This is a genomic window from Streptomyces sp. NPDC026500, from assembly GCF_055567635.1.
The window spans coordinates 327,775-345,379 of the sequence record NZ_JBVHQB010000007.1 but is presented as its reverse complement, the minus strand read 5'-3'; the positions used below and the strand labels follow the sequence as shown (position 1 = coordinate 345,379).

The following is a 17,605-nucleotide window of genomic DNA, read 5'->3' as shown; positions in this document are numbered from 1 at the left end:
TACGCGCCCGGGCGCCGCCCTGGTCGGTGCGGGCCGGGCGGCGGAGGGTCGGGGACAGGGCGAAGGCCCCCGGGACCTGGTGGTCCCGGGGGCCTTCGTCACGTGCGTACGACCGGCGGTTACGCCTCGGGCATCCGGTTCAACTGCTCCTGGATACGGGCGATGTCCTCGTCCGCCTTGGCGAGCCGCCCGCGGATCTTCTCCACGACGTTGTCCGGGGCCTTGGCGAGGAACGCCTCGTTGCCGAGCTTGCCGTTCGCCTGGGCCTTCTCCTTCTCCGCGACGGCGAGGTCCTTGGCCAGACGCTTGCGCTCCGCGGCGATGTCGATCGTGCCCGACAGGTCGAGCGCGACCGTGGCACCGGCCACCGGCAGCGTCGCCGTGGCCGAGAAGCTCTCGCCCTCCGGCTGGAGTCGCAGCAGCTGACGGATGGCGGCCTCGTGCGGGGCCAGCGCGGTCCCGTCGAGGGTCAGCCGGGCCGGGACCCGCTGGCCCGGCTGGAGACCCTGGTCGGCACGGAAGCGGCGGACCTCCGTGATGACCTGCTGGAGCTTCTCGATCTCCTGCTCGGCGGCGGTGTCGCGGAAGCCGCCCGGTGCGTCGGCGCCGGGAACGGACACGGCCTTCGGCCAGTCCGCGATGACGACCGACTCGCCACCGGTGAGGGTGGTCCAGAGGGTCTCCGTCACGAACGGGACGATCGGGTGCAGCAGGCGCAGCGTCACGTCCAGGACCTCGCCGAGGACCCGGCCGGAGACCTTCGCGGGCTCGCCGCCGGCCATGAACGTGGTCTTGGACAGCTCGACATACCAGTCGAAGACCTCGTCCCACGCGAAGTGGAACAGGGCGTCCGACAGCTTGGCGAACTGGAAGTCGTCGTACAGGGCGTCGACTTCGGCGACCGTGGCGTTCAGCCGGGACAGGATCCAGCGGTCGGTGGCCGACAGCTTCTCGGCGGGCGGGAGTTCACCCTCGACCGTCGCGCCGTTCATCAGCGCGAAGCGGGTGGCGTTCCAGATCTTGTTGGCGAAGTTGCGCGAGCCCTGGACCCAGTCCTCGCCGATCGGCACGTCGACACCGGGGTTGGCGCCGCGGGCGAGCGTGAACCGCAGCGCGTCACTGCCGTACTTGTCCATCCAGTCCAGCGGATTGACCGCGTTCCCGAAGGACTTGGACATCTTCTTGCCGAACTGGTCGCGGACCATGCCGTGCAGGGCGATGGTGTGGAACGGCGGGGTGCCGTCCATCGCGTACAGGCCGAACATCATCATCCGGGCGACCCAGAAGAAGAGGATGTCGTAGCCGGTGACCAGGACGGAGTTCGGGTAGAACTTCGCGAGGCTCTCGGTCTGCTCGGGCCAGCCGAGCGTGGAGAACGGCCACAGGCCGGAGGAGAACCAGGTGTCGAGGACGTCGGTGTCCTGGTGCCAGCCCTCGCCCGTCGGGGCCTCGTCGTCGGGACCGACGCAGACGATCTCGCCGCCGGGCCCGTACCAGACCGGAATCCGGTGACCCCACCACAACTGCCGCGAGATGCACCAGTCGTGGAGGTTGTCGACCCAGTCGAAGTACCGCTTCTCCATCTCCTGCGGGTGGATCTTGACGCGGCCGTCGCGGACGGCATCGCCCGCGGCCTTCGCCAGCGGACCGACCTTGACCCACCACTGCATGGAAAGCCGCGGCTCGATGGTCGTCTTGCAGCGCGAACAGTGGCCCACGGAGTGGCTGTACGGCCGCTTCTCGGTGACGATCCGGCCGTCGGCGCGCAGGGCGGCGACGATGGCGGAACGGGCCTCCAGACGGTCCAGGCCCTGGAAGGGACCGGGGACCGTGATGACCGCGTGCTCGTCCATCACGGCGATGTTGGGCAGGTTGTGGCGCTGCCCGATCTCGAAGTCGTTCGGGTCATGCGCGGGCGTCACCTTGACGGCGCCGGTGCCGAACTCGGGGTCGACGTGCTCGTCCGCGACGACCGGGATGAAACGTTCGGTCAGCGGCAGCCGGATGAGCTTGCCGACGAGGTGCTTGTACCGCTCGTCACCGGGGTGAACGGCGACGGCGGTGTCACCGAGCATGGTCTCGGCACGGGTGGTGGCGACGACGATGGAGTCGTCCCCCTCCCCGTACTTCATGGAGACCAGCTCGCCGTCGTCGTCCTGGTACTCGACCTCGATGTCCGAGATGGCGGTGAGACAGCGCGGGCACCAGTTGATGATGCGCTCGGCGCGGTAGATCAGCTCGTCGTCGTAGAGCTTCTTGAAGATGGTCTGGACGGACTGGGAGAGACCCTCGTCCATGGTGAAGCGCTCACGCGACCACGCGACGCCGTCACCGAGGCGGCGCATCTGCCCGGAGATCTGCCCGCCGGACTCCGCCTTCCACTGCCAGACGCGCTCGACGAACGCCTCCCGGCCGAGGTCGTGCCGCGACTTGCCCTCCTTGCCCAACTCCCGCTCGACGACGTTCTGGGTGGCGATGCCGGCGTGGTCCATGCCGGGCTGCCACAGCGTCTCGAACCCCTGCATGCGCTTACGGCGGGTGAGTGCGTCGATGAGGGTGTGCTCGAAGGCGTGCCCGAGGTGCAGGCTGCCCGTGACGTTCGGCGGCGGGATGACGACCGTGAACGGAGGCTTGTCGCTCTTCGCGTCCGCCTCGAAGTAGCCGCGCTCCACCCAGCGCTCGTACAGCGGCCCCTCTACATCGGCCGGCGCGTACTGGGTCGGCAGTTCGGCGTTGGGCTCTGGTGGCTGCTGCTGAGCGTTTTCGGTCACGGGATCAGTTTAGAGGCGTCATGCCCCTGTCCCGAAACGCGATTACTTCGTAACGGTGCGGCCCCCGGGGGCTTGGGGGCGTGACCTGTACGCCAGGATGTTCGGAACACATAAGTATCTGGAGGGGAACCCAGGAATGAGCTACAACCAGCCGGGCCCGTACGGCGGGCAGCCCGAGCAGCCCGGACCGTACGGTCAGCCGGGCCAGCCGGGCCCTTACGGCCAGCAGCCGCAGGCCCCTCAGCCCGGCTACGGCTACCCGCCCCAGGCTCCCCCCGCGCAGCCCGGCTACGGCTACCCCCAGCAGGCTCCCGGCGCCCAGCCGCCGACCCCTCCGTACGGCCAGCCGCCCGCCTACGGACAGCAGCCTCCCTACGGCACGGTCCCGATGCCGCCCGTACCGTCCGGCGGCAAGAAGCGGACGGGCCTGATAATCGGCAGCGTCGCCGTGGTGGCGGCCATCGCGGTGGGGGCGTACCTCCTGTTCGCCGGAAGCAACGGCGGAAGCACCGTCGCCGACGACGGCCCGCACAAGCTGACGACGCCGGCGACGGTCCTCGGCGGCGAGTACAAGAAGTCCACCGACGCCGGCGGCGCCGATGACGGCATGACCAAGGACGACCTGAAGGACGCCGAAGGCTGGGGTGTGAAGAACCCCAAGGACGTCAACGCGGCGTACCAGTCGGGCGACAAGAGCAACCCGCTCGCCATGAAGCAGGTCACGTTCGGCGGTGTCTGGGGAACCATCGACAACCCGGAGACGACTGTCGACAACATGTTCGCCGGCATGAAGAAGAGCCAGCAGAAGGAAGGCACCAAGGACGGCGAGTTCGTCGGCAGTCCGAAGGCGTACACCCCGAGCGGGCTCGACGGTGCCGTCCTCAAGTGCCAGGAAATCAAGATCAAGGGTGACTCGTCGACTGCGGGCGCCGGTCCCAGCTCGTTCACGATGCCGATCTGCATCTGGGGCGACCACAGCACGCTCGGACTTGTGATGCCGATCGACTACGCCAGCATGATGGCCGGCAAGGGCAGCACCCCCGAGGCCGCGGCCGACATCGCCGCGAAGCTGCGCAAGGACGTCCGGGTCCCGGTCTCCTGACCTGACGCCGACCGTCCTGCGGACGGGCTCAACCGGTCTTGGCGCGTGGGAGGTTCGGTCATCGGCCGGGCCCTCCACCGCAGAAGACAGCGAACGCAGGACGCGGTGAACGCAACAGACAAGGGGCGCCCGGCGATTGCTCGCCGGGCGCCCCTTCGTCGTAGATCGTGGACGTGTCGCTACGCCGTCTTCTGTTCCCCCGGTCCCCGGCCTCGCGCGTCGCGCGGGATCAGGGTCGGGTTGACGTTCCGCAGGACCACGTCGGCGGTGATGACGACGCGGGCCACGTCCTTGCGGGACGGGACCTCGTACATCACGGCCTGGAGGACTTCCTCCATGATGGCGCGCAGGCCTCGGGCGCCGGTCTGGCGGAGGATGGCCTGGTCGGCGATGGCCTCCAGCGCCTCGCGCTCGAAGTCCAGCTCCACACCGTCGAGTTCGAAGAGGCGCTGGTACTGCTTCACCAGCGCGTTGCGCGGCTCGACCAGGATCTGGAGGAGTGCCTCGCGGTCCAGGTTGTGGACCGAGGTGATGACCGGGAGACGGCCGATGAACTCGGGGATCATGCCGAACTTGACCAGGTCCTCCGGCATGACGGCCTCGAACTGGTCCTTGGACTCCAGCTCGCGCTTCGAGCGGATCGTCGCGCCGAAGCCGATGCCCTTCGCGCCGGCCCGGGACTCGATGAGCTTCTCCAGACCCGCGAAGGCACCGCCCACGATGAACAGGACGTTCGTCGTGTCGATCTGGATGAACTCCTGGTGCGGGTGCTTGCGTCCGCCCTGCGGCGGCACCGAGGCCGTCGTGCCCTCGAGGATCTTGAGCAGGGCCTGCTGGACGCCCTCGCCGGAGACATCGCGCGTGATCGACGGGTTTTCGCTCTTACGAGCCACCTTGTCGATCTCGTCGATGTAGATGATCCCCGTCTCGGCCTTCTTGACGTCGTAGTCGGCGGCCTGGATCAGCTTCAGCAGGATGTTCTCGACGTCCTCGCCGACGTATCCCGCCTCCGTCAGCGCCGTCGCGTCGGCGATGGCGAACGGAACGTTCAGCATGCGCGCGAGAGTCTGGGCGAGAAGCGTCTTGCCGGAGCCCGTGGGGCCCAGCAGGAGGATGTTGGACTTCGCCAACTCGATGGCGTCCTCACGGTTCTGGCCCGTGCTGTTCTCACCGGCCTGGACGCGCTTGTAGTGGTTGTACACCGCGACCGAGAGGGCCTTCTTGGCCGACTCCTGACCGACCACATAGCCCTCGAGGAACTCGTAGATCTCGCGGGGCTTGGGGAGTTCCTCCCAGCGCACCTCGCTCGTCTCCGCGAGTTCTTCCTCGATGATCTCGTTGCAGAGATCGATGCACTCGTCGCAGATGTACACACCGGGGCCTGCGATGAGCTTCTTGACCTGCTTCTGGCTCTTGCCACAGAACGAGCACTTGAGCAGATCGCCGCCGTCACCGATGCGTGCCACGGTGTGCTTCCCCTTCGCCTGGGAGACGCCTAGGTCCAGCGGCTCCTGGTGCTGCCTTATGTCCGACGGTACCTTGCCGAGCCCCTCGTCCGGGCCCCCCTTGGCACGGTTCACTTTGTCGTGAACCGTGCCAAGGAGCGGCAGACGATACAGCGATACGTCACACGACCGCGGAGTTGTTCATTTTCCGGGTGGAAATGATCTGGTCGATCAGGCCGTACGCCAGGGCGTCCTCGGCCGTGAGGATCTTGTCGCGCTCGATGTCCTCGCGGATCTTCTCGATCGGCGTGGTCGAGTGCTTGGCCAGCATCTCTTCCAGCTGCGCGCGCATCCGGAGGATTTCGTTCGCCGCGATCTCGAGGTCCGAGACCTGCCCGCGGCCGGTCTCACTGTACGGCTGGTGGATCAGCACACGGGCGTTCGGAAGTGCCATGCGCTTGCCCGGGGTTCCGGCGGCCAGCAGGATCGCGGCGGCCGAGGCGGCCTGGCCCATGCAGACCGTCTGAACGTCCGGCTTCACGAACTGCATCGTGTCGTAAATGGCCGTGAGGGCCGTGAACGAGCCACCGGGGCTGTTGATGTAGACGGAGATGTCACGGTCGGGGTCCATCGACTCCAGGCACAGCAGCTGCGCCATGACGTCGTTGGCGGAGGCGTCGTCGATCTGCACGCCGAGGAAGATGACGCGCTCCTCGAACAGCTTCGCGTACGGGTCGTACTCACGCACGCCCTGCGAGGTGCGCTCGACGAAGCGCGGGATGACGTAGCGGGACTCCGCGCGAGGACCGGTGTACTCGGCCTGCGTGCGGGCGAAGAGGCCGCTGCCGGGGAAGTCGTTCACTGTGTCTCCTGAAAAACCTGAAAGGGCTGAGCGGTCGGCTGAGAGCACGCTGGGGGCCCGGCGCCACTCCGGGGCGGGAAAGGGCCCTGCGCCGCTCTCGGGGGCGCTGGAGGGGCTTACGCCGCCCCGGTGCCGCCGCCGCCCGGCATTCCGGCAGCGGTGGGCATGATGTCGTCGATGAGGCCGTACTCCTTGGCCTCGATCGGGTCGAACCAGCGGTCGCGGTCCGAGTCACGAGTGATCTGCTCGACGGTCTGACCGGTGTGGAAGGAGGTCAGCTCCGCCATCCGCTTCTTGGTGTGCAGCAGCCGCTCGGCGTGGATCTTGATGTCCGACGCGGAGCCCGCGAGACCCGCGGAGGGCTGGTGGATCAGGATCTCGGCGTTCGGCAGGGCGAAACGCTTGCCGGGCGTACCGGCGCTGAGCAGGAACTGGCCCATCGAGGCCGCCATGCCCATGGCGATCGTCACCACGTCGTTCTTGATGTACTGCATGGTGTCGTAGATCGCCATGCCGGCCGTGATCGATCCGCCGGGGCTGTTGATGTAAAGGTAGATGTCCTTGTCCGGGTCGGAGGCAAGGAGCAGCAGCTGCGCCGTGATCTTGTTGGCGATGTCATCGTCGACCGCCTGGCCGAGGAAGATGATCCGCTCGCCGAGCAGTCGGTTGTAGACCTGGTCGCCGAGGCCACCACCGATAGGGTCGCCGGCAGCTGTGGGCATCAGATTCGTCACGTATCCACCTGCTCGTCTTACGACGGCGCCGGGCCGTCTCACGTCTTCTGCAGGGACCTGGGACCCCGGGTTCCGCGCCGCCTCCCGACGGCGTCCGGGGACTCCCCTGCCCTCGTATTCATGGACCCTAACGCGCGGGTCCCTCCGGGGAATCCCGCAGAGGGAACTGTTCGCTGTGAGCGCATGCGCTGCGCCGGCCCGACCGGGCTCTCGGGGCCGCCCCTCAAGGGGCTGGGTGCCTCTGTGCCCGGCCCGCCGGAACTGGCCGCGTCACCGGCGCGGGCCGGTGACGCGCACCCCCGAAACACCGCACCCGTGGGGGTGCCAGAGCCCAGGAACGCGACCGCGGCCGGGTGGGGGTTGCTCGCGCAGTTCCTCGCGCCCCCAAAGCGGACGGGCCCCCGGGGACATGAAGTCCCCGGGGGCCCGTCAGGCGTACAAGAGAGGCGATCAGGCCTCGGTGTTCTCCTCGGCCTCGGCCTCGGCACCCTCGGTGGCCTCGACGGTCTCGGCCGTCTCGTCCTCCTCGTCGTCGAGGTCGACGACCTCGCCGTTGGTGTCCTTGACCGTGGCGGCCTCGACGACGACCGCGAGGGCCTTGCCGCGGGCGACCTCACCGACGAGCATCGGCACCTGGCCGCCCTCGACGACGGCCTGGGCGAACTGGTCGGGGGACATGCCGGAGGAGGCAGCGCGCCGCATGAGGTGCTCGGTGAGCTCCTCCTGGTTGACGTTCAGCTTCTCCTTGTTGACGAGCTCGTCGAGGACGAACTGCGTCTTGATGCCCTTGACCGCGGCTTCCTTGGTCTCGGCGTCGAACTCTTCCTCGGTCTTGCCCTGGATCTCCAGGTACTTCACGAGGTCGAGGCCCATCTGGCCGAGCTGGTGGTGCTCGAGGTTGTGCTTACGGGTGTTGATCTCGTCCTCGAGCAGCTTCTCGGGGACGGGCACCTCGACCAGCTCGAGCAGCTTCTCCAGGACACGCTCCTGGGCCTGCGTGGCCTGGTCGTACTGCTTCATGTTCTCGAGGCGCTTGCGGCTGTCCGCCTTGAGCTCGTCGAGGGTGTCGAACTCGGAGGCGAGCTGCGCGAACTCGTCGTCCAGCTCGGGCAGTTCACGGGCGGCGACCTGGGTGACCTTGACGGTGACCTCGGCCTCCTTGCCGGTGGCGGAGCCGCCCTTGAGCTCGGAGGTGAAGGTGGCCTCGCCACCGGCCTCCAGGCCCTTCACGGCCTCGTCGATGCCCTCGAGGAGCTCGCCGGAACCGATGGTGTACGAGACACCGCTGGCGACACCGTCCTCCAGGACCTCTCCGTCGACCTTGGCCTCGAGGTCGAGGGTGACGACGTCGTCGTCCTGGGCGGCGCGCTCGACCGGGGAGGTCGAGGCGAAGCGCTCGCGCAGGTCGGCGACGGCCTTCTCGACGTCCTCGTCGCTGACCTCGATGGCGTCGACCTCGACCTCGATGCCGGAGTAGTCCGGGATCTCGATGGTCGGGCGGACGTCGACCTCAGCGGTGAAGTTCAGCGTCTCGCCGTCCTTCAGCTCGGTGATGTCGACCTCAGGCTGTCCGAGGACATTCAGCTCAGCCTCGTTGACCGCTTCGGTGTAGAACTTCGGGAGCGCGTCATTGACGGCCTCTTCGAGCACGGCGCCGCGACCGAACCGCTGGTCGATGATGCGCGCCGGGATCTTGCCCTTCCGGAACCCCTTCACCGTGACCTGCTGGTTGATCTTCTTGTACGCCGCGTCGAGGCTGTCCTTGAGCTCCTCGAAGGGCACCTCGACAGTGAGCCGAACCCGAGTCGGGTTCAGGGTCTCCACGGCGCTCTTCACGGTTCGGTCTCCTTGTGGCTGACTTCTTGGGGGGTTCTGCTGCGTGCTGCTGCCGGTCGGGCAGAGCCTTGGGCGGATTCGCGCGGCCCTTGAGAGACGTAACACTGCAGACATACGGGCACGCAGCTTGCATAGTAACCGCAGGCGGTACACGCCCCAAAAGGCGATCTTGTCCGGGCGGATCCCTGGCGGGTCGTGTCGGTGGTCGGGGTGGCGGGATTTGAACCCACGGCCTTCCGCTCCCAAAGCGGACGCGCTACCAAGCTGCGCCACACCCCGTCGGTGCGACACGTAGGGTACATGCCCGCAGGCAGCGCGGCTGCCGCATTTCCCGAGCGCCGACGCGAGCGGGAACGGGGTGTGCGATGTGGGCGGTCGACCCGCTACGATGCATTCTGTGCCGCGGTCGCTGACCTGCGGCGCGCGTTGTGCGGGCGTAGCTCAATGGTAGAGCACTAGTCTTCCAAACTAGCTACGCGGGTTCGATTCCCGTCGCCCGCTCCATATGGCGTAGGGCCAGGCCAGAGGTTGGATTCTCTGCCTGGCCCTGAGTCGTTTCCGGGGTCGTGTCCGGTCCGCCGCGGCCCCCATGTGCCCCGCGTGCCCCTTGGCTTCCGGTCTTTCTTCTTCGGCCTCCCCTTCGGCCTCCCCGCGCGTCCTTCCTCTTCGACGGCGGGCAGCACAACCAGTGAGCCCCCTGAGGAGTCGTACGCGGCATGATCAATCTGCGCGCACGGCACACTCTCGGCGCCCCGACGCTCGTCGTGGCCCTGGCGTCCTTGCTGCTCTCCTGCTCAGGCAGTCCGGGCACGACTCCGAGTGACGCGGCTTCGCCCGTCCGTGATGTCCGCAAGACGGCATCGGCCCCGGCGACCGAGGAGCCGCCCGCCCCGAGCACGGCAGAACCGACACCGGGAGTCGAGAAGGTCCGCGATGTGTTCGCGGGGCTTCAGGCCACCTACAACGACGGGTGCACGACTCCGGGGAACTGCGAGTACTTCCTGGGGCGGGTGCTCGATGAGCTCAGCAGCCTCGACGAGTCGATGAAGGCCGACCCGCAGGGCCCTGGACACTTCAAGGAACCTCTCGCCTGGATCGCGAAACTGCGGGCCGAACTGGGCGGCGACAGATCCTTCGAGAACCTCAAGAAGCACCAAGCCCTGCTCACCGGAACGCGGGACAGGATCAATACCTGGATGCAGGGTCACCCGGAGGACTACCGATGAGCCCCGGGCCGAGCGTGGGCTTCACGCTTGTTCGGCACCGGTGAACGGGCCCGGCGGGGGTCGGGCAGGGATGGGCAGCCGGCGTCGGTCGTCAGATCCGCCAGGTCTCGGCGTGCTCACGCAGGTACGCGGCGAGTTCGGGAGGCTGGAGTTCGAGGGCTGCCAGGGCCGACGCCTCCGGTACGACCCGGACGGCCGAGAAGTCGCCCGTGTCGGGGTCGTCGAGTTCGGGGCCGCTCCGGCGGCTCGGGTCCCTGTCCAGCACATCGGCGCGGAAGTGGTGCCGTACGACGGTCGTCCGCTCGCCCGGTTCGGTCAGGGTCAGGAACTCGACGGCGGGGCCGATGGTGGCGCCGATCTCTTCCATGACCTCGCGGCGCAGGGCCGCCTCCAGGCCGGCGTCGTGGGCTCGACGCCACCGCCGACGGTGGTGCAGTAACGGGTGCCACCGGGCCACTCGCGACGCAGGAACACCAGATGGCCGGCTTCGCACAGGACCGCGCGGACGTTGTGGCGGACCTTCGTCATGACGACCGGCCCTTCGGACACGGTGTTTCGGGCGCAGTGGGGTGCGTGACCGGCGCGTGGAGCCGGTGACACGCGCCCGGCGCAGGCCGCGCCACGCGCCCCGCGCACGTCCGCGATCCGGCGATGGGCATCTTTCGCCGTGTCCCGTTCAGAAGCTGATCGAGTTGATGGTCTGCGCTATCGAATCGAGAAACCGGTTGATGGACGGAGCCATACCGGTCGACGCGAGAAAGAAGCCGAAGAGCACCGCGACGATGGCAGGTCCCGCCTTGATAGATCCTCCTCGGATCAGCACCACGAGGATGATCGCCAACAGCAGCACCACTGACAGCGAAATGGCCACAACTGATCACACCCTACGGTCGGTCCGCTCTCCCGGCCCGGAGGTGCAGCCCCGCACACCCCCGCCAGAACCATCGTGCCACCAACCGGCCACTCGTATGCGACAGGTGACGCATCGTTGGCCAGGGGCAGACCCGGGAGCGAGTCGGCGGCGCACCGGAACAGTGGGGTACCGCCCTCCCCCGGCCCCGCGAAAACATGTCAACCGCGCTGCCCCGCACCGCAATTCGGGAGTGTTCCCGGACAGCGAATTCACGGCGATCGTTGCCATGTCCACACATCCTGTTCGCAGGCAATTCGAATTGCCGCCACAGGCACACCGCGAGCCCGGAACGCGGGCAACCAAAGCCCACCCGACCGGACATATCCTCGGATTCGCCTTCGGGTGCTATGTACCGCTTAGTCGGCATGAAGTAGGACAGAACACCCGCCGCCAGTAAGGGAATCGATTACAGAACCACCTGCGGATCGACAGGCACACATCTCCGAATCCGGGGTAGGCGCAGGCGATAAGCAGGAATGAGATCGAGCGTTTTACGAGAACGTGCTGACAACGCTAAGGTGCCTCAGATGTTCCACGCCGCCACGCCCCCCATACGCGCAGCGAGGTCCAGAATCGTCTCCCGGAGTTCTTGGCGGGAGTGCCTGTGACCGACTCGCCCCGACCCCATGGCCACCACGGATCACCGCTCCCACCGGCCCAGCGGCCGGCGGACCGATTGCCGGGCCCGCGCTCGCCCCGGACCCCTGCCGCGGCCGTCGCCACCGCACCGGGCGGCAAGCCCGCCAAACCGCGCGACGCCTTCTTCGACAACGCCAAGTACCTGGCGATCGTGCTCGTGGCCATGGGCCATGTGTGGGATCCGCTGAAGGGCCAGAGCCGCTTCCTGGAAGCGCTGTACATGGTCGTGTACGCCTTCCACATGCCGGCCTTCATCGTCATCTCCGGCTACTTCTCGCGCAGCTTCGACATGCGCCCCGACCGTCTGAAACGACTGGTCACCGGCGTCGTCGTACCGTATGTCCTCTTCGAGACGGCGTACTCCCTCTTCAGTCGCTGGGTCGGCGGCTCGGACCTGACGATCAGTCTGCTCGACCCCTGGTACCTGACCTGGTTCCTGGCCGCGCTCTTCGTCTGGCGGCTGACGACCCCCCTGTGGAAGGTGGTCCGCTGGCCGCTTCCGCTGACCCTGTGTCTCGGCCTGATCGCGTCCGTCTCACCGGAGATCGGTGACGATCTGGACCTCCAGCGGGTGCTGCAGTACCTGCCGTTCTTCGTCCTCGGCCTGAACATGAAGCCCGAGCACTTCCAGCTGGTGCGCCGCCGCGAGGTACGCATCCTGGCGGTCCCGATCCTGGCCTCGGCGCTGGTCGTGGGCTACTGGGCGGCGCCCCGGATGAACATCGCCTGGTTCTTCCACCGCGACAGCGCACAGGAGATGGGCGCCCCGTGGTGGGCGGGTGTCTTCATGACGCTCGCGCTCTACAGCTGCTCACTGGTGCTCACCGCCTGCTTCTTCGCCTGGGTGCCGCGGCGCACGTTCTGGTTCACGGCGCTCGGCGCGGGCACGCTGTACGGCTATCTGCTGCACGGCCTGGCCCTCAAGGCGTGCGCGTACGGAGGCTTGTTCGACGAAGGGTGGGTGCGCGATCCGCTCGGCGAGGTCTTCGTGACGGTCGTCGCGGCCGCGCTCGTCACCGCCCTGTGCACGCGGCCCGTGCAGCGGATCTTCCGCTTCGCGATGGAGCCGAAGATGGCGTGGGCGTTCAAGCATGACGCGACGGAAGTCGCCCGGGAGCGGACGAAGGCCAACGTGCAGCCGGGCGCCGCGCAGCCTGCCGCCGCACAGCCGGCCAACGTATAACCGGCCGCCACGCAGCCGGCCGATCGGCATTCCAAGAGGGCGGGCCCGGAGTCTCCGGGCCCGCCCTCTTCGGCTCACGCCCGCGCAGAAGACAGCGGACGACGGTGGACGACAGCGCACAACGGCGGAAGGCGGTGGAAGGCACCGCGTTCAGCTGGGCGGCAGCCCCAGCAGGGCGCGCATCGTCGTGTACTTCTTCGTCAGGCGGGCCCGGGTGTGCTCGTCGAGGACCGCGAGGCGGCTCGGGTCGGCGTTGTGCGCCAGGTCGGACGCCTTGACCAGCAGGGCGCCCCGTGTGGTGCGGATGCGTCGCGCGTACGACTCCGGGGACTCGCCGTCCTGTTTGGTGAGCGCCAGCACGATGTCCTTCGTACCGGGGGTCAGCGCGGCTTCGTTCAGCCAGTCCTCGGAGAGGGCGTCGTCCTCGACGGCGTCGTGCAGCCAGGCCGCCGCTATCTGCTCGTCGTCGCCGCCGCGCTCGCGGACGCCGTCCGCCACGGCTTGGAGGTGCTCGGCGTACGGCCGGCCGGCCTTGTCGGTCTGGGCGGCGTGCGCCGCGCGGGCGAGCGCTTCGACTTCGGCCAGGGTCAGGAGAGGTTGCGTCACGCGATCAGTGTCTCCTCGGTACGGGCCGCTGCCGCCGCGTTGCCGAAATCCGTGGGGCGCGGTCAGCGTACCGGGGTCAGGCCCTCGCGGCAGATCAGGAGGAGGGCCCGGTCGTCGTTGACGTCCCTGGCCACCGCCTCGATGAGGTGCCAGGCGGCGCCGTGGAAGCCGCCGGCGACGTAGCGGTCGGCCGCGCCGGTGAGCCGGTCGATGCCCTCGACGATGTCCCGGTCCGCGGTTTCGACCAGACCGTCGGTGAACAGCATCAGCACGTCCCCGGGCCGCAGTGAGCCCTTCACCGGGTCGAACTGGGCGCCGTCGTACACCCCCAGCAGGGGGCCTTCCGCCGCCTTCTCCTCCCAGCGGCCGCTGCCCGCGCTGAGCTGAAGACCCGGCGGGTGTCCGGCCGAGAAGAGTTCGTAGTCGCCCGAGTCGAGATCGAGCACCAGATGGATCGAGGTGGCGAAGCCCTCGTCCCAGTCCTGGCGCAGCAGATAGCCGTTCGCGGCGGGCAGGAACGCGTGCGGCGGCAGTGAACCGAGGAGACCGCCGAAGGCTCCGGACAGCAGGAGGGCGCGTGAACCCGCGTCCATGCCCTTGCCGGACACATCCGTGAGGACGACTTCGAGGGTCCGGCCGCCGTTCGTCCGAGCGGCCACGACGAAGTCCCCGGAGAAGGACTGTCCGCCCGCCGGGCGCAGTGCCATCTCGCGGTGCCAGCCCAGCGGCAGTTTCGGCAGCTTGCTCTGCACCCGGATGCGTTCGCGCAGGTCGAAGAGCATGGTGCCGCCGCGTCGCCAGGGCACACCCACCCGGCTGCGGAACTGTGCGATCAGTAGTCCGAAGAAGCCGCAGGCCGCGACCACCAGGACCACGCCCGGGGTGACCCGGGACGGCCCCTCCGTGTACGGCCCGAGCTTCACGGACTCCACTATCAGCGCGGTGGCTGCGGCCGCGTACAGCCCGAGCAGGCTGGCGGGCCGGAGCAGCAGTCCGCCGGCCACGATCGGCAGGACCAGGGCGGACGGCGAGCACCACACCGAATTTACCAGGGTCGTGGAGGCGATCACCGGGATCGTGATCAGCAGACCGGCCAGCGCGATCCAGTCCGAACCGTCCCCGCGGAAGTAGTCGACAGCGGATCTGCGCAGCCCTGTGCGGGCCCGGTGCCATTGCTTCTTCAACCGGGCCGTGAACGTGTCGGCTTCCGCGCGCCGCTGTCGTCCTGCTGCCATTAGTTCGGGACCCTATCCATCGGACCAGGTGCTTGGCACGGGAGGTCCCACTTGTCCCCCCTCCGAGCGCTCAACTTCACAGAGAACTGCACAGGTGTATTCCGGTTGGGGGCTGTGGCGGCCGGGCGAAATTCCCTCGCTCGTGCCGCATTGCCCTGGTAGGCATGGGCTATGACGACTGACGTTCGGGTGCTGCGGCAGGCCGACTGGGACAAGTGGTACGACAACCTGATCCGCGCGTTCGGAGGTGTGGCGGAGTCGTCCGAGGAGCGCGAACTGTGGAACGCGCTCACAGAGTACGACCGTTCGCTGGGGGTGTGGGACGGCGAGCAGTGTGTGGGTACGGCGGGGGCCTTCTCCTTCCGCGTCACGGTCCCGGGCGGCGCGTCGGTACCGGCGGCCGGGATCACGGCGGTGAGCGTCGCGGCCACCCACCGGCGGCGCGGGGTGCTCACCGCGATGATGCGCCGCCAGCTGGACGACATCCGTGCCGGGAGCGAGCCGCTCGCGGTCCTGACCGCGTCGGAACCGGCGATCTACGGGCGGTTCGGCTACGGCATCGGGACCCTGCAGATCCGCGCGGAGATCGACACCAGCCGCGTACGTCTGTCCGTTCCGGCCGGGACCGACGACGTACGGCTGCGCTACGCGGTGCCCAGGGAGGTGCTGGACGCGTGCGAGGCGGTGTACGCGCAGCTCGTACCGGAGCGTCCCGGGATGCTGGCCCGGCAGCCGGGCTGGCAGCGGCTCGGGGTGCTCGACACGGAGGACCAGCGGAGCGGAGCGTCACCGTTGCAGTGCGTGGTGGCCGATCGGGACGGCGAGGTCGTGGGCTACACGCGCTTCCGGGTCAAGCCGGACTGGGGTCCGGCCGGGCACAACGGGGCGGTCATGATGGTGGATCTGGAGGGAGTGGACCCGGCGGTGCGGGCCGCGCTGTGGCGGTTCCTCTTCGACATCGACCTGACGACGTCGCTGCACACCCGGGGCCGCCCCGTGGACGAGGCATGGCAGCACATGGTCTCCGACATCCGCCGCTGCCAGGTGCAGATGAAGGACGCGCTGCATGTACGGCTCATCGACGTCGGGGCCGCGCTGGAGGCACGGACCTATCAGGCCCCGGTGGACGTGGTGTTCGAGGTCGAGGACTCCTTCTGCCCCTGGAACGAGGGGCGTTGGCGGCTCACCGGCGACGCGAAGGGAGCGTCGTGCGTCCGGACCGAGGACACCCCCGATCTCGCCCTGTCCGTAAAGGAGTTGGCCATGGTCTATCTCGGCGGGGTGTCGCTGGCCTCGCTCGCGGCGGGCGGCCTGGTGCGTGAACTGCGGCAGGGGGCGCTGGCGGAGGCGTCGTTGGCGTTCACCTCGGTGGTCGCCCCATGGCTGCCGCACGGTTTCTAGGAGCTGGTGACCGCGCTTCGGGCGGCCGGCCGGGGTCCGGCGGACAGGCAATGGCGCCGGGTCCCGACTCGGCCCGGATTCAGGCCTTTTGGCAGGCCGGGCACCAGAAGAGGTTACGGGCGGCGAGATCGGCGGTGCTGATCTCGCCGCCACAGATGTGGCAGGGCAGGTTGGCCCTGCGGTACACGTAGACCTCGCCGCCGTGGTCGTCCACGCGCGGCGGGCGGCCCATCGCCTCGGGGGTGTGCTCCGGGCGGACCGTGTCGATGCGGTTGTTGCGGACGCCCTCACGCATGAGATCCACGAGGTCGGCCCAGATCGCGTCCCACTCCGTCGCGCCGAGGTCCTTACCCGCGCGGTACGGATCGATGCCGTGCCGGAAGAGGACCTCCGCGCGGTAGACGTTGCCCACGCCCGCGATGACCTTCTGGTCCATGAGCAGCGCGGCGATCGTCGTACGACTGCGGGACACCCGGCGGTACGCGGCCGCCGGGTCGGCGTCCGGGCGCAGCGGGTCCGGGCCGAGGCGGTCGTGTATCGCGTGCTTCTCGTCGTCCGTGATCAGGGCGCAGGTCGTGGGGCCGCGCAGGTCGACGTACGCGGTGTCGTTCGTGAGGCGGAGACGGACGGTGTCCGTGGGCGGCACGGCGGGCACGGCGCCGAAGCCGACCTTGCCGAAGAGGCCCAGGTGGATGTGGATCCACTGCGCCGGACGGAAGCCGAGGAAGAGGTGCTTGCCGTGGGCCTGTGCCGCGGTAAGGACCGATCCGTCGAGGAGGGCCGCGGCGTCACTGAACTTGCCCTGGGGGCTGGTCACACGGACGCCGCGGCCACCGAACGCGGCGAGGTAGTCCTCCGCGAGCCGGTGAATGGTGTGCCCCTCGGGCACCGTTCCTCCTGCTGTCTCTCGTCCTGCGGCCCGTCGGCCCGGCGGTGCTACGCCTGCGGCTGCTGCGGGTGATGGGCCGGAATCGGCGGGAGTTCCCGGGTCGTCTCGTAGTCCGCGAGCATGTTGATGCGGCGGACGTGACGCTCCTCACCGGTGAAGGGGGTGCCGAGGAAGGTCTCGACGAACTTCGTCGCCTCTTCCTGGGTGTGCATACGGGCGCCGACGGACATGACGTTCGCGTTGTTGTGCTCGCGCCCCAGCGCCGCCGTCTCCTCGCTCCAGGCGAGTACGGCCCGTACACCGGCGACCTTGTTCGCGGCGATCTGCTCGCCGTTGCCGGAGCCGCCGATCACGACGCCGAGGGCGCCCGGGTCGGCCACGGTGCGCTCCGCGGCGCGGAGGCAGAACGGCGGGTAGTCGTCCTGGGCGTCGTAGATGTGGGGCCCGCAGTCGACGGGCTCGTGGCCGGCGGCCTTGAGCCACTCGACGAGGTGGTTCTTCAGTTCGAGACCGGCATGATCGGAGCCGAGATACACGCGCATGGTCCGAGTGTGACACGACCGTTTCCGGTCGGCCTCGCCGGGGGCTTCCCTGGAAAAGCGCAAGCAATCCTACAGAACCTCAAGGAAACCTCAAGTAACGATCTGGATTCAAAGGTTCACGAATCTCTTCGCCTCCGTTTCACTGGACCAACTCGTACGCCGGTCCACACGATGGATCAGTGCGTGCCCCGTACACCGCTCGTACGGGTTGGGCGCTCTGT

At 68.4% G+C, this 17,605-nt stretch carries 15 protein-coding genes and 2 tRNA genes; 5 read left to right on the top strand and 12 right to left on the bottom strand.

Annotated elements, in window-relative coordinates; genetic code table 11:
- Positions 1 to 119: 119 nt before the first annotated feature.
- A complete protein-coding gene (locus ACZ4N5_RS15970) occupies positions 120 to 2,771 on the bottom strand; it encodes a valine--tRNA ligase (RefSeq protein WP_467757676.1) in 2,652 nt (883 codons plus the stop codon).
- A 136-nt stretch (positions 2,772 to 2,907) separates the two neighbouring features.
- Between ACZ4N5_RS15970 and ACZ4N5_RS15965 the strand changes: the two genes are divergently transcribed.
- Positions 2,908 to 3,873 carry a hypothetical protein gene (locus tag ACZ4N5_RS15965; protein ID WP_467757675.1) on the top strand — a complete coding sequence of 322 codons (966 nt, stop codon included), beginning with the start codon at positions 2,908 to 2,910 and terminating at the stop codon, positions 3,871 to 3,873.
- A gap of 179 nt (positions 3,874 to 4,052) precedes the next feature.
- On the opposite strand, the gene clpX is transcribed toward ACZ4N5_RS15965, so the two are convergent.
- From clpX to ACZ4N5_RS15940, 5 genes are all read right to left on the bottom strand, one after another.
- On the bottom strand, positions 4,053 to 5,339 hold the full coding sequence (gene clpX / locus ACZ4N5_RS15960) for an ATP-dependent Clp protease ATP-binding subunit ClpX (RefSeq protein WP_467757710.1): 1,287 nt from the start codon (positions 5,337 to 5,339) through the stop codon (positions 4,053 to 4,055).
- A 160-nt stretch (positions 5,340 to 5,499) separates the two neighbouring features.
- Positions 5,500 to 6,180 (bottom strand): ATP-dependent Clp protease proteolytic subunit, encoded by a 681-nt coding sequence (locus ACZ4N5_RS15955; RefSeq protein ID WP_467757674.1) that lies wholly within the window; start codon positions 6,178 to 6,180, stop codon positions 5,500 to 5,502.
- Between the two features lie 116 nt (positions 6,181 to 6,296).
- On the bottom strand, positions 6,297 to 6,902 hold the full coding sequence (locus ACZ4N5_RS15950; RefSeq protein WP_060897745.1) for an ATP-dependent Clp protease proteolytic subunit: 606 nt from the start codon (positions 6,900 to 6,902) through the stop codon (positions 6,297 to 6,299).
- 462 nt (positions 6,903 to 7,364) lie between these two features.
- Positions 7,365 to 8,750 carry a trigger factor gene (gene tig / locus ACZ4N5_RS15945; RefSeq protein WP_467757673.1) on the bottom strand — a complete coding sequence of 462 codons (1,386 nt, stop codon included), beginning with the start codon at positions 8,748 to 8,750 and terminating at the stop codon, positions 7,365 to 7,367.
- Positions 8,751 to 8,952: 202 nt separating this feature from the next.
- A tRNA-Pro gene (locus tag ACZ4N5_RS15940) sits at positions 8,953 to 9,029 on the bottom strand.
- 151 nt (positions 9,030 to 9,180) lie between these two features.
- Between ACZ4N5_RS15940 and ACZ4N5_RS15935 the strand changes: the two genes are divergently transcribed.
- Positions 9,181 to 9,254, top strand: a tRNA-Gly gene (locus tag ACZ4N5_RS15935).
- 212 nt (positions 9,255 to 9,466) lie between these two features.
- Positions 9,467 to 9,976, top strand: a complete 510-nt coding sequence (locus tag ACZ4N5_RS15930; protein WP_467757672.1) for a hypothetical protein — start codon at positions 9,467 to 9,469, stop codon at positions 9,974 to 9,976.
- A gap of 91 nt (positions 9,977 to 10,067) precedes the next feature.
- Here ACZ4N5_RS15930 and ACZ4N5_RS15925 read toward each other — a convergent pair whose 3' ends face one another.
- Positions 10,068 to 10,343, bottom strand: a complete 276-nt coding sequence (locus tag ACZ4N5_RS15925) for an NUDIX hydrolase (RefSeq protein ID WP_467757671.1) — start codon at positions 10,341 to 10,343, stop codon at positions 10,068 to 10,070.
- A gap of 309 nt (positions 10,344 to 10,652) precedes the next feature.
- Positions 10,653 to 10,847 carry a hypothetical protein gene (locus ACZ4N5_RS15920; protein WP_037618829.1) on the bottom strand — a complete coding sequence of 65 codons (195 nt, stop codon included), beginning with the start codon at positions 10,845 to 10,847 and terminating at the stop codon, positions 10,653 to 10,655.
- Positions 10,848 to 11,493: 646 nt separating this feature from the next.
- Between ACZ4N5_RS15920 and ACZ4N5_RS15915 the strand changes: the two genes are divergently transcribed.
- Positions 11,494 to 12,711: an acyltransferase family protein gene (locus ACZ4N5_RS15915; protein WP_467757670.1), complete on the top strand. Its 1,218-nt coding sequence runs from the start codon at positions 11,494 to 11,496 to the stop codon at positions 12,709 to 12,711.
- 150 nt (positions 12,712 to 12,861) lie between these two features.
- Here the strand turns inward: ACZ4N5_RS15915 and ACZ4N5_RS15910 are convergent, their stop codons facing one another.
- A complete protein-coding gene (locus ACZ4N5_RS15910) occupies positions 12,862 to 13,317 on the bottom strand; it encodes an HD domain-containing protein (protein WP_467757669.1) in 456 nt (151 codons plus the stop codon).
- Positions 13,318 to 13,379: 62 nt separating this feature from the next.
- On the bottom strand, positions 13,380 to 14,552 hold the full coding sequence (locus ACZ4N5_RS15905) for a PP2C family protein-serine/threonine phosphatase (RefSeq protein WP_355852002.1): 1,173 nt from the start codon (positions 14,550 to 14,552) through the stop codon (positions 13,380 to 13,382).
- Between the two features lie 171 nt (positions 14,553 to 14,723).
- Between ACZ4N5_RS15905 and ACZ4N5_RS15900 the strand changes: the two genes are divergently transcribed.
- A complete protein-coding gene (locus ACZ4N5_RS15900; RefSeq protein WP_467757668.1) occupies positions 14,724 to 15,953 on the top strand; it encodes a GNAT family N-acetyltransferase in 1,230 nt (409 codons plus the stop codon).
- A 79-nt stretch (positions 15,954 to 16,032) separates the two neighbouring features.
- On the opposite strand, the gene ACZ4N5_RS15895 is transcribed toward ACZ4N5_RS15900, so the two are convergent.
- The gene (locus ACZ4N5_RS15895; RefSeq protein ID WP_467757667.1) at positions 16,033 to 16,842 is read right to left on the bottom strand and encodes an Fpg/Nei family DNA glycosylase; all 810 of its coding nucleotides are present in this window, start codon (positions 16,840 to 16,842) and stop codon (positions 16,033 to 16,035) included.
- A gap of 47 nt (positions 16,843 to 16,889) precedes the next feature.
- On the bottom strand, positions 16,890 to 17,384 hold the full coding sequence (locus ACZ4N5_RS15890; RefSeq protein ID WP_467757666.1) for a ribose-5-phosphate isomerase: 495 nt from the start codon (positions 17,382 to 17,384) through the stop codon (positions 16,890 to 16,892).
- Between the last annotated feature and the right edge of the window lie 221 nt (positions 17,385 to 17,605).

Coding starts and splice junctions, on each gene's coding strand:
- ACZ4N5_RS15965 (WP_467757675.1), top strand. CDS start 2,908: ATGAGCTACAACCAGCCGGGCCCGTACGGCGGGCAGCCCGAGCAGCCC.
- ACZ4N5_RS15950 (WP_060897745.1), bottom strand. CDS start 6,902: ATGCCCACAGCTGCCGGCGACCCTATCGGTGGTGGCCTCGGCGACCAG.
- ACZ4N5_RS15930 (WP_467757672.1), top strand. CDS start 9,467: ATGATCAATCTGCGCGCACGGCACACTCTCGGCGCCCCGACGCTCGTC.
- ACZ4N5_RS15925 (WP_467757671.1), bottom strand. CDS start 10,343: ATGGAAGAGATCGGCGCCACCATCGGCCCCGCCGTCGAGTTCCTGACC.
- ACZ4N5_RS15905 (WP_355852002.1), bottom strand. CDS start 14,552: ATGGCAGCAGGACGACAGCGGCGCGCGGAAGCCGACACGTTCACGGCC.
- ACZ4N5_RS15900 (WP_467757668.1), top strand. CDS start 14,724: ATGACGACTGACGTTCGGGTGCTGCGGCAGGCCGACTGGGACAAGTGG.
- ACZ4N5_RS15890 (WP_467757666.1), bottom strand. CDS start 17,384: ATGCGCGTGTATCTCGGCTCCGATCATGCCGGTCTCGAACTGAAGAAC.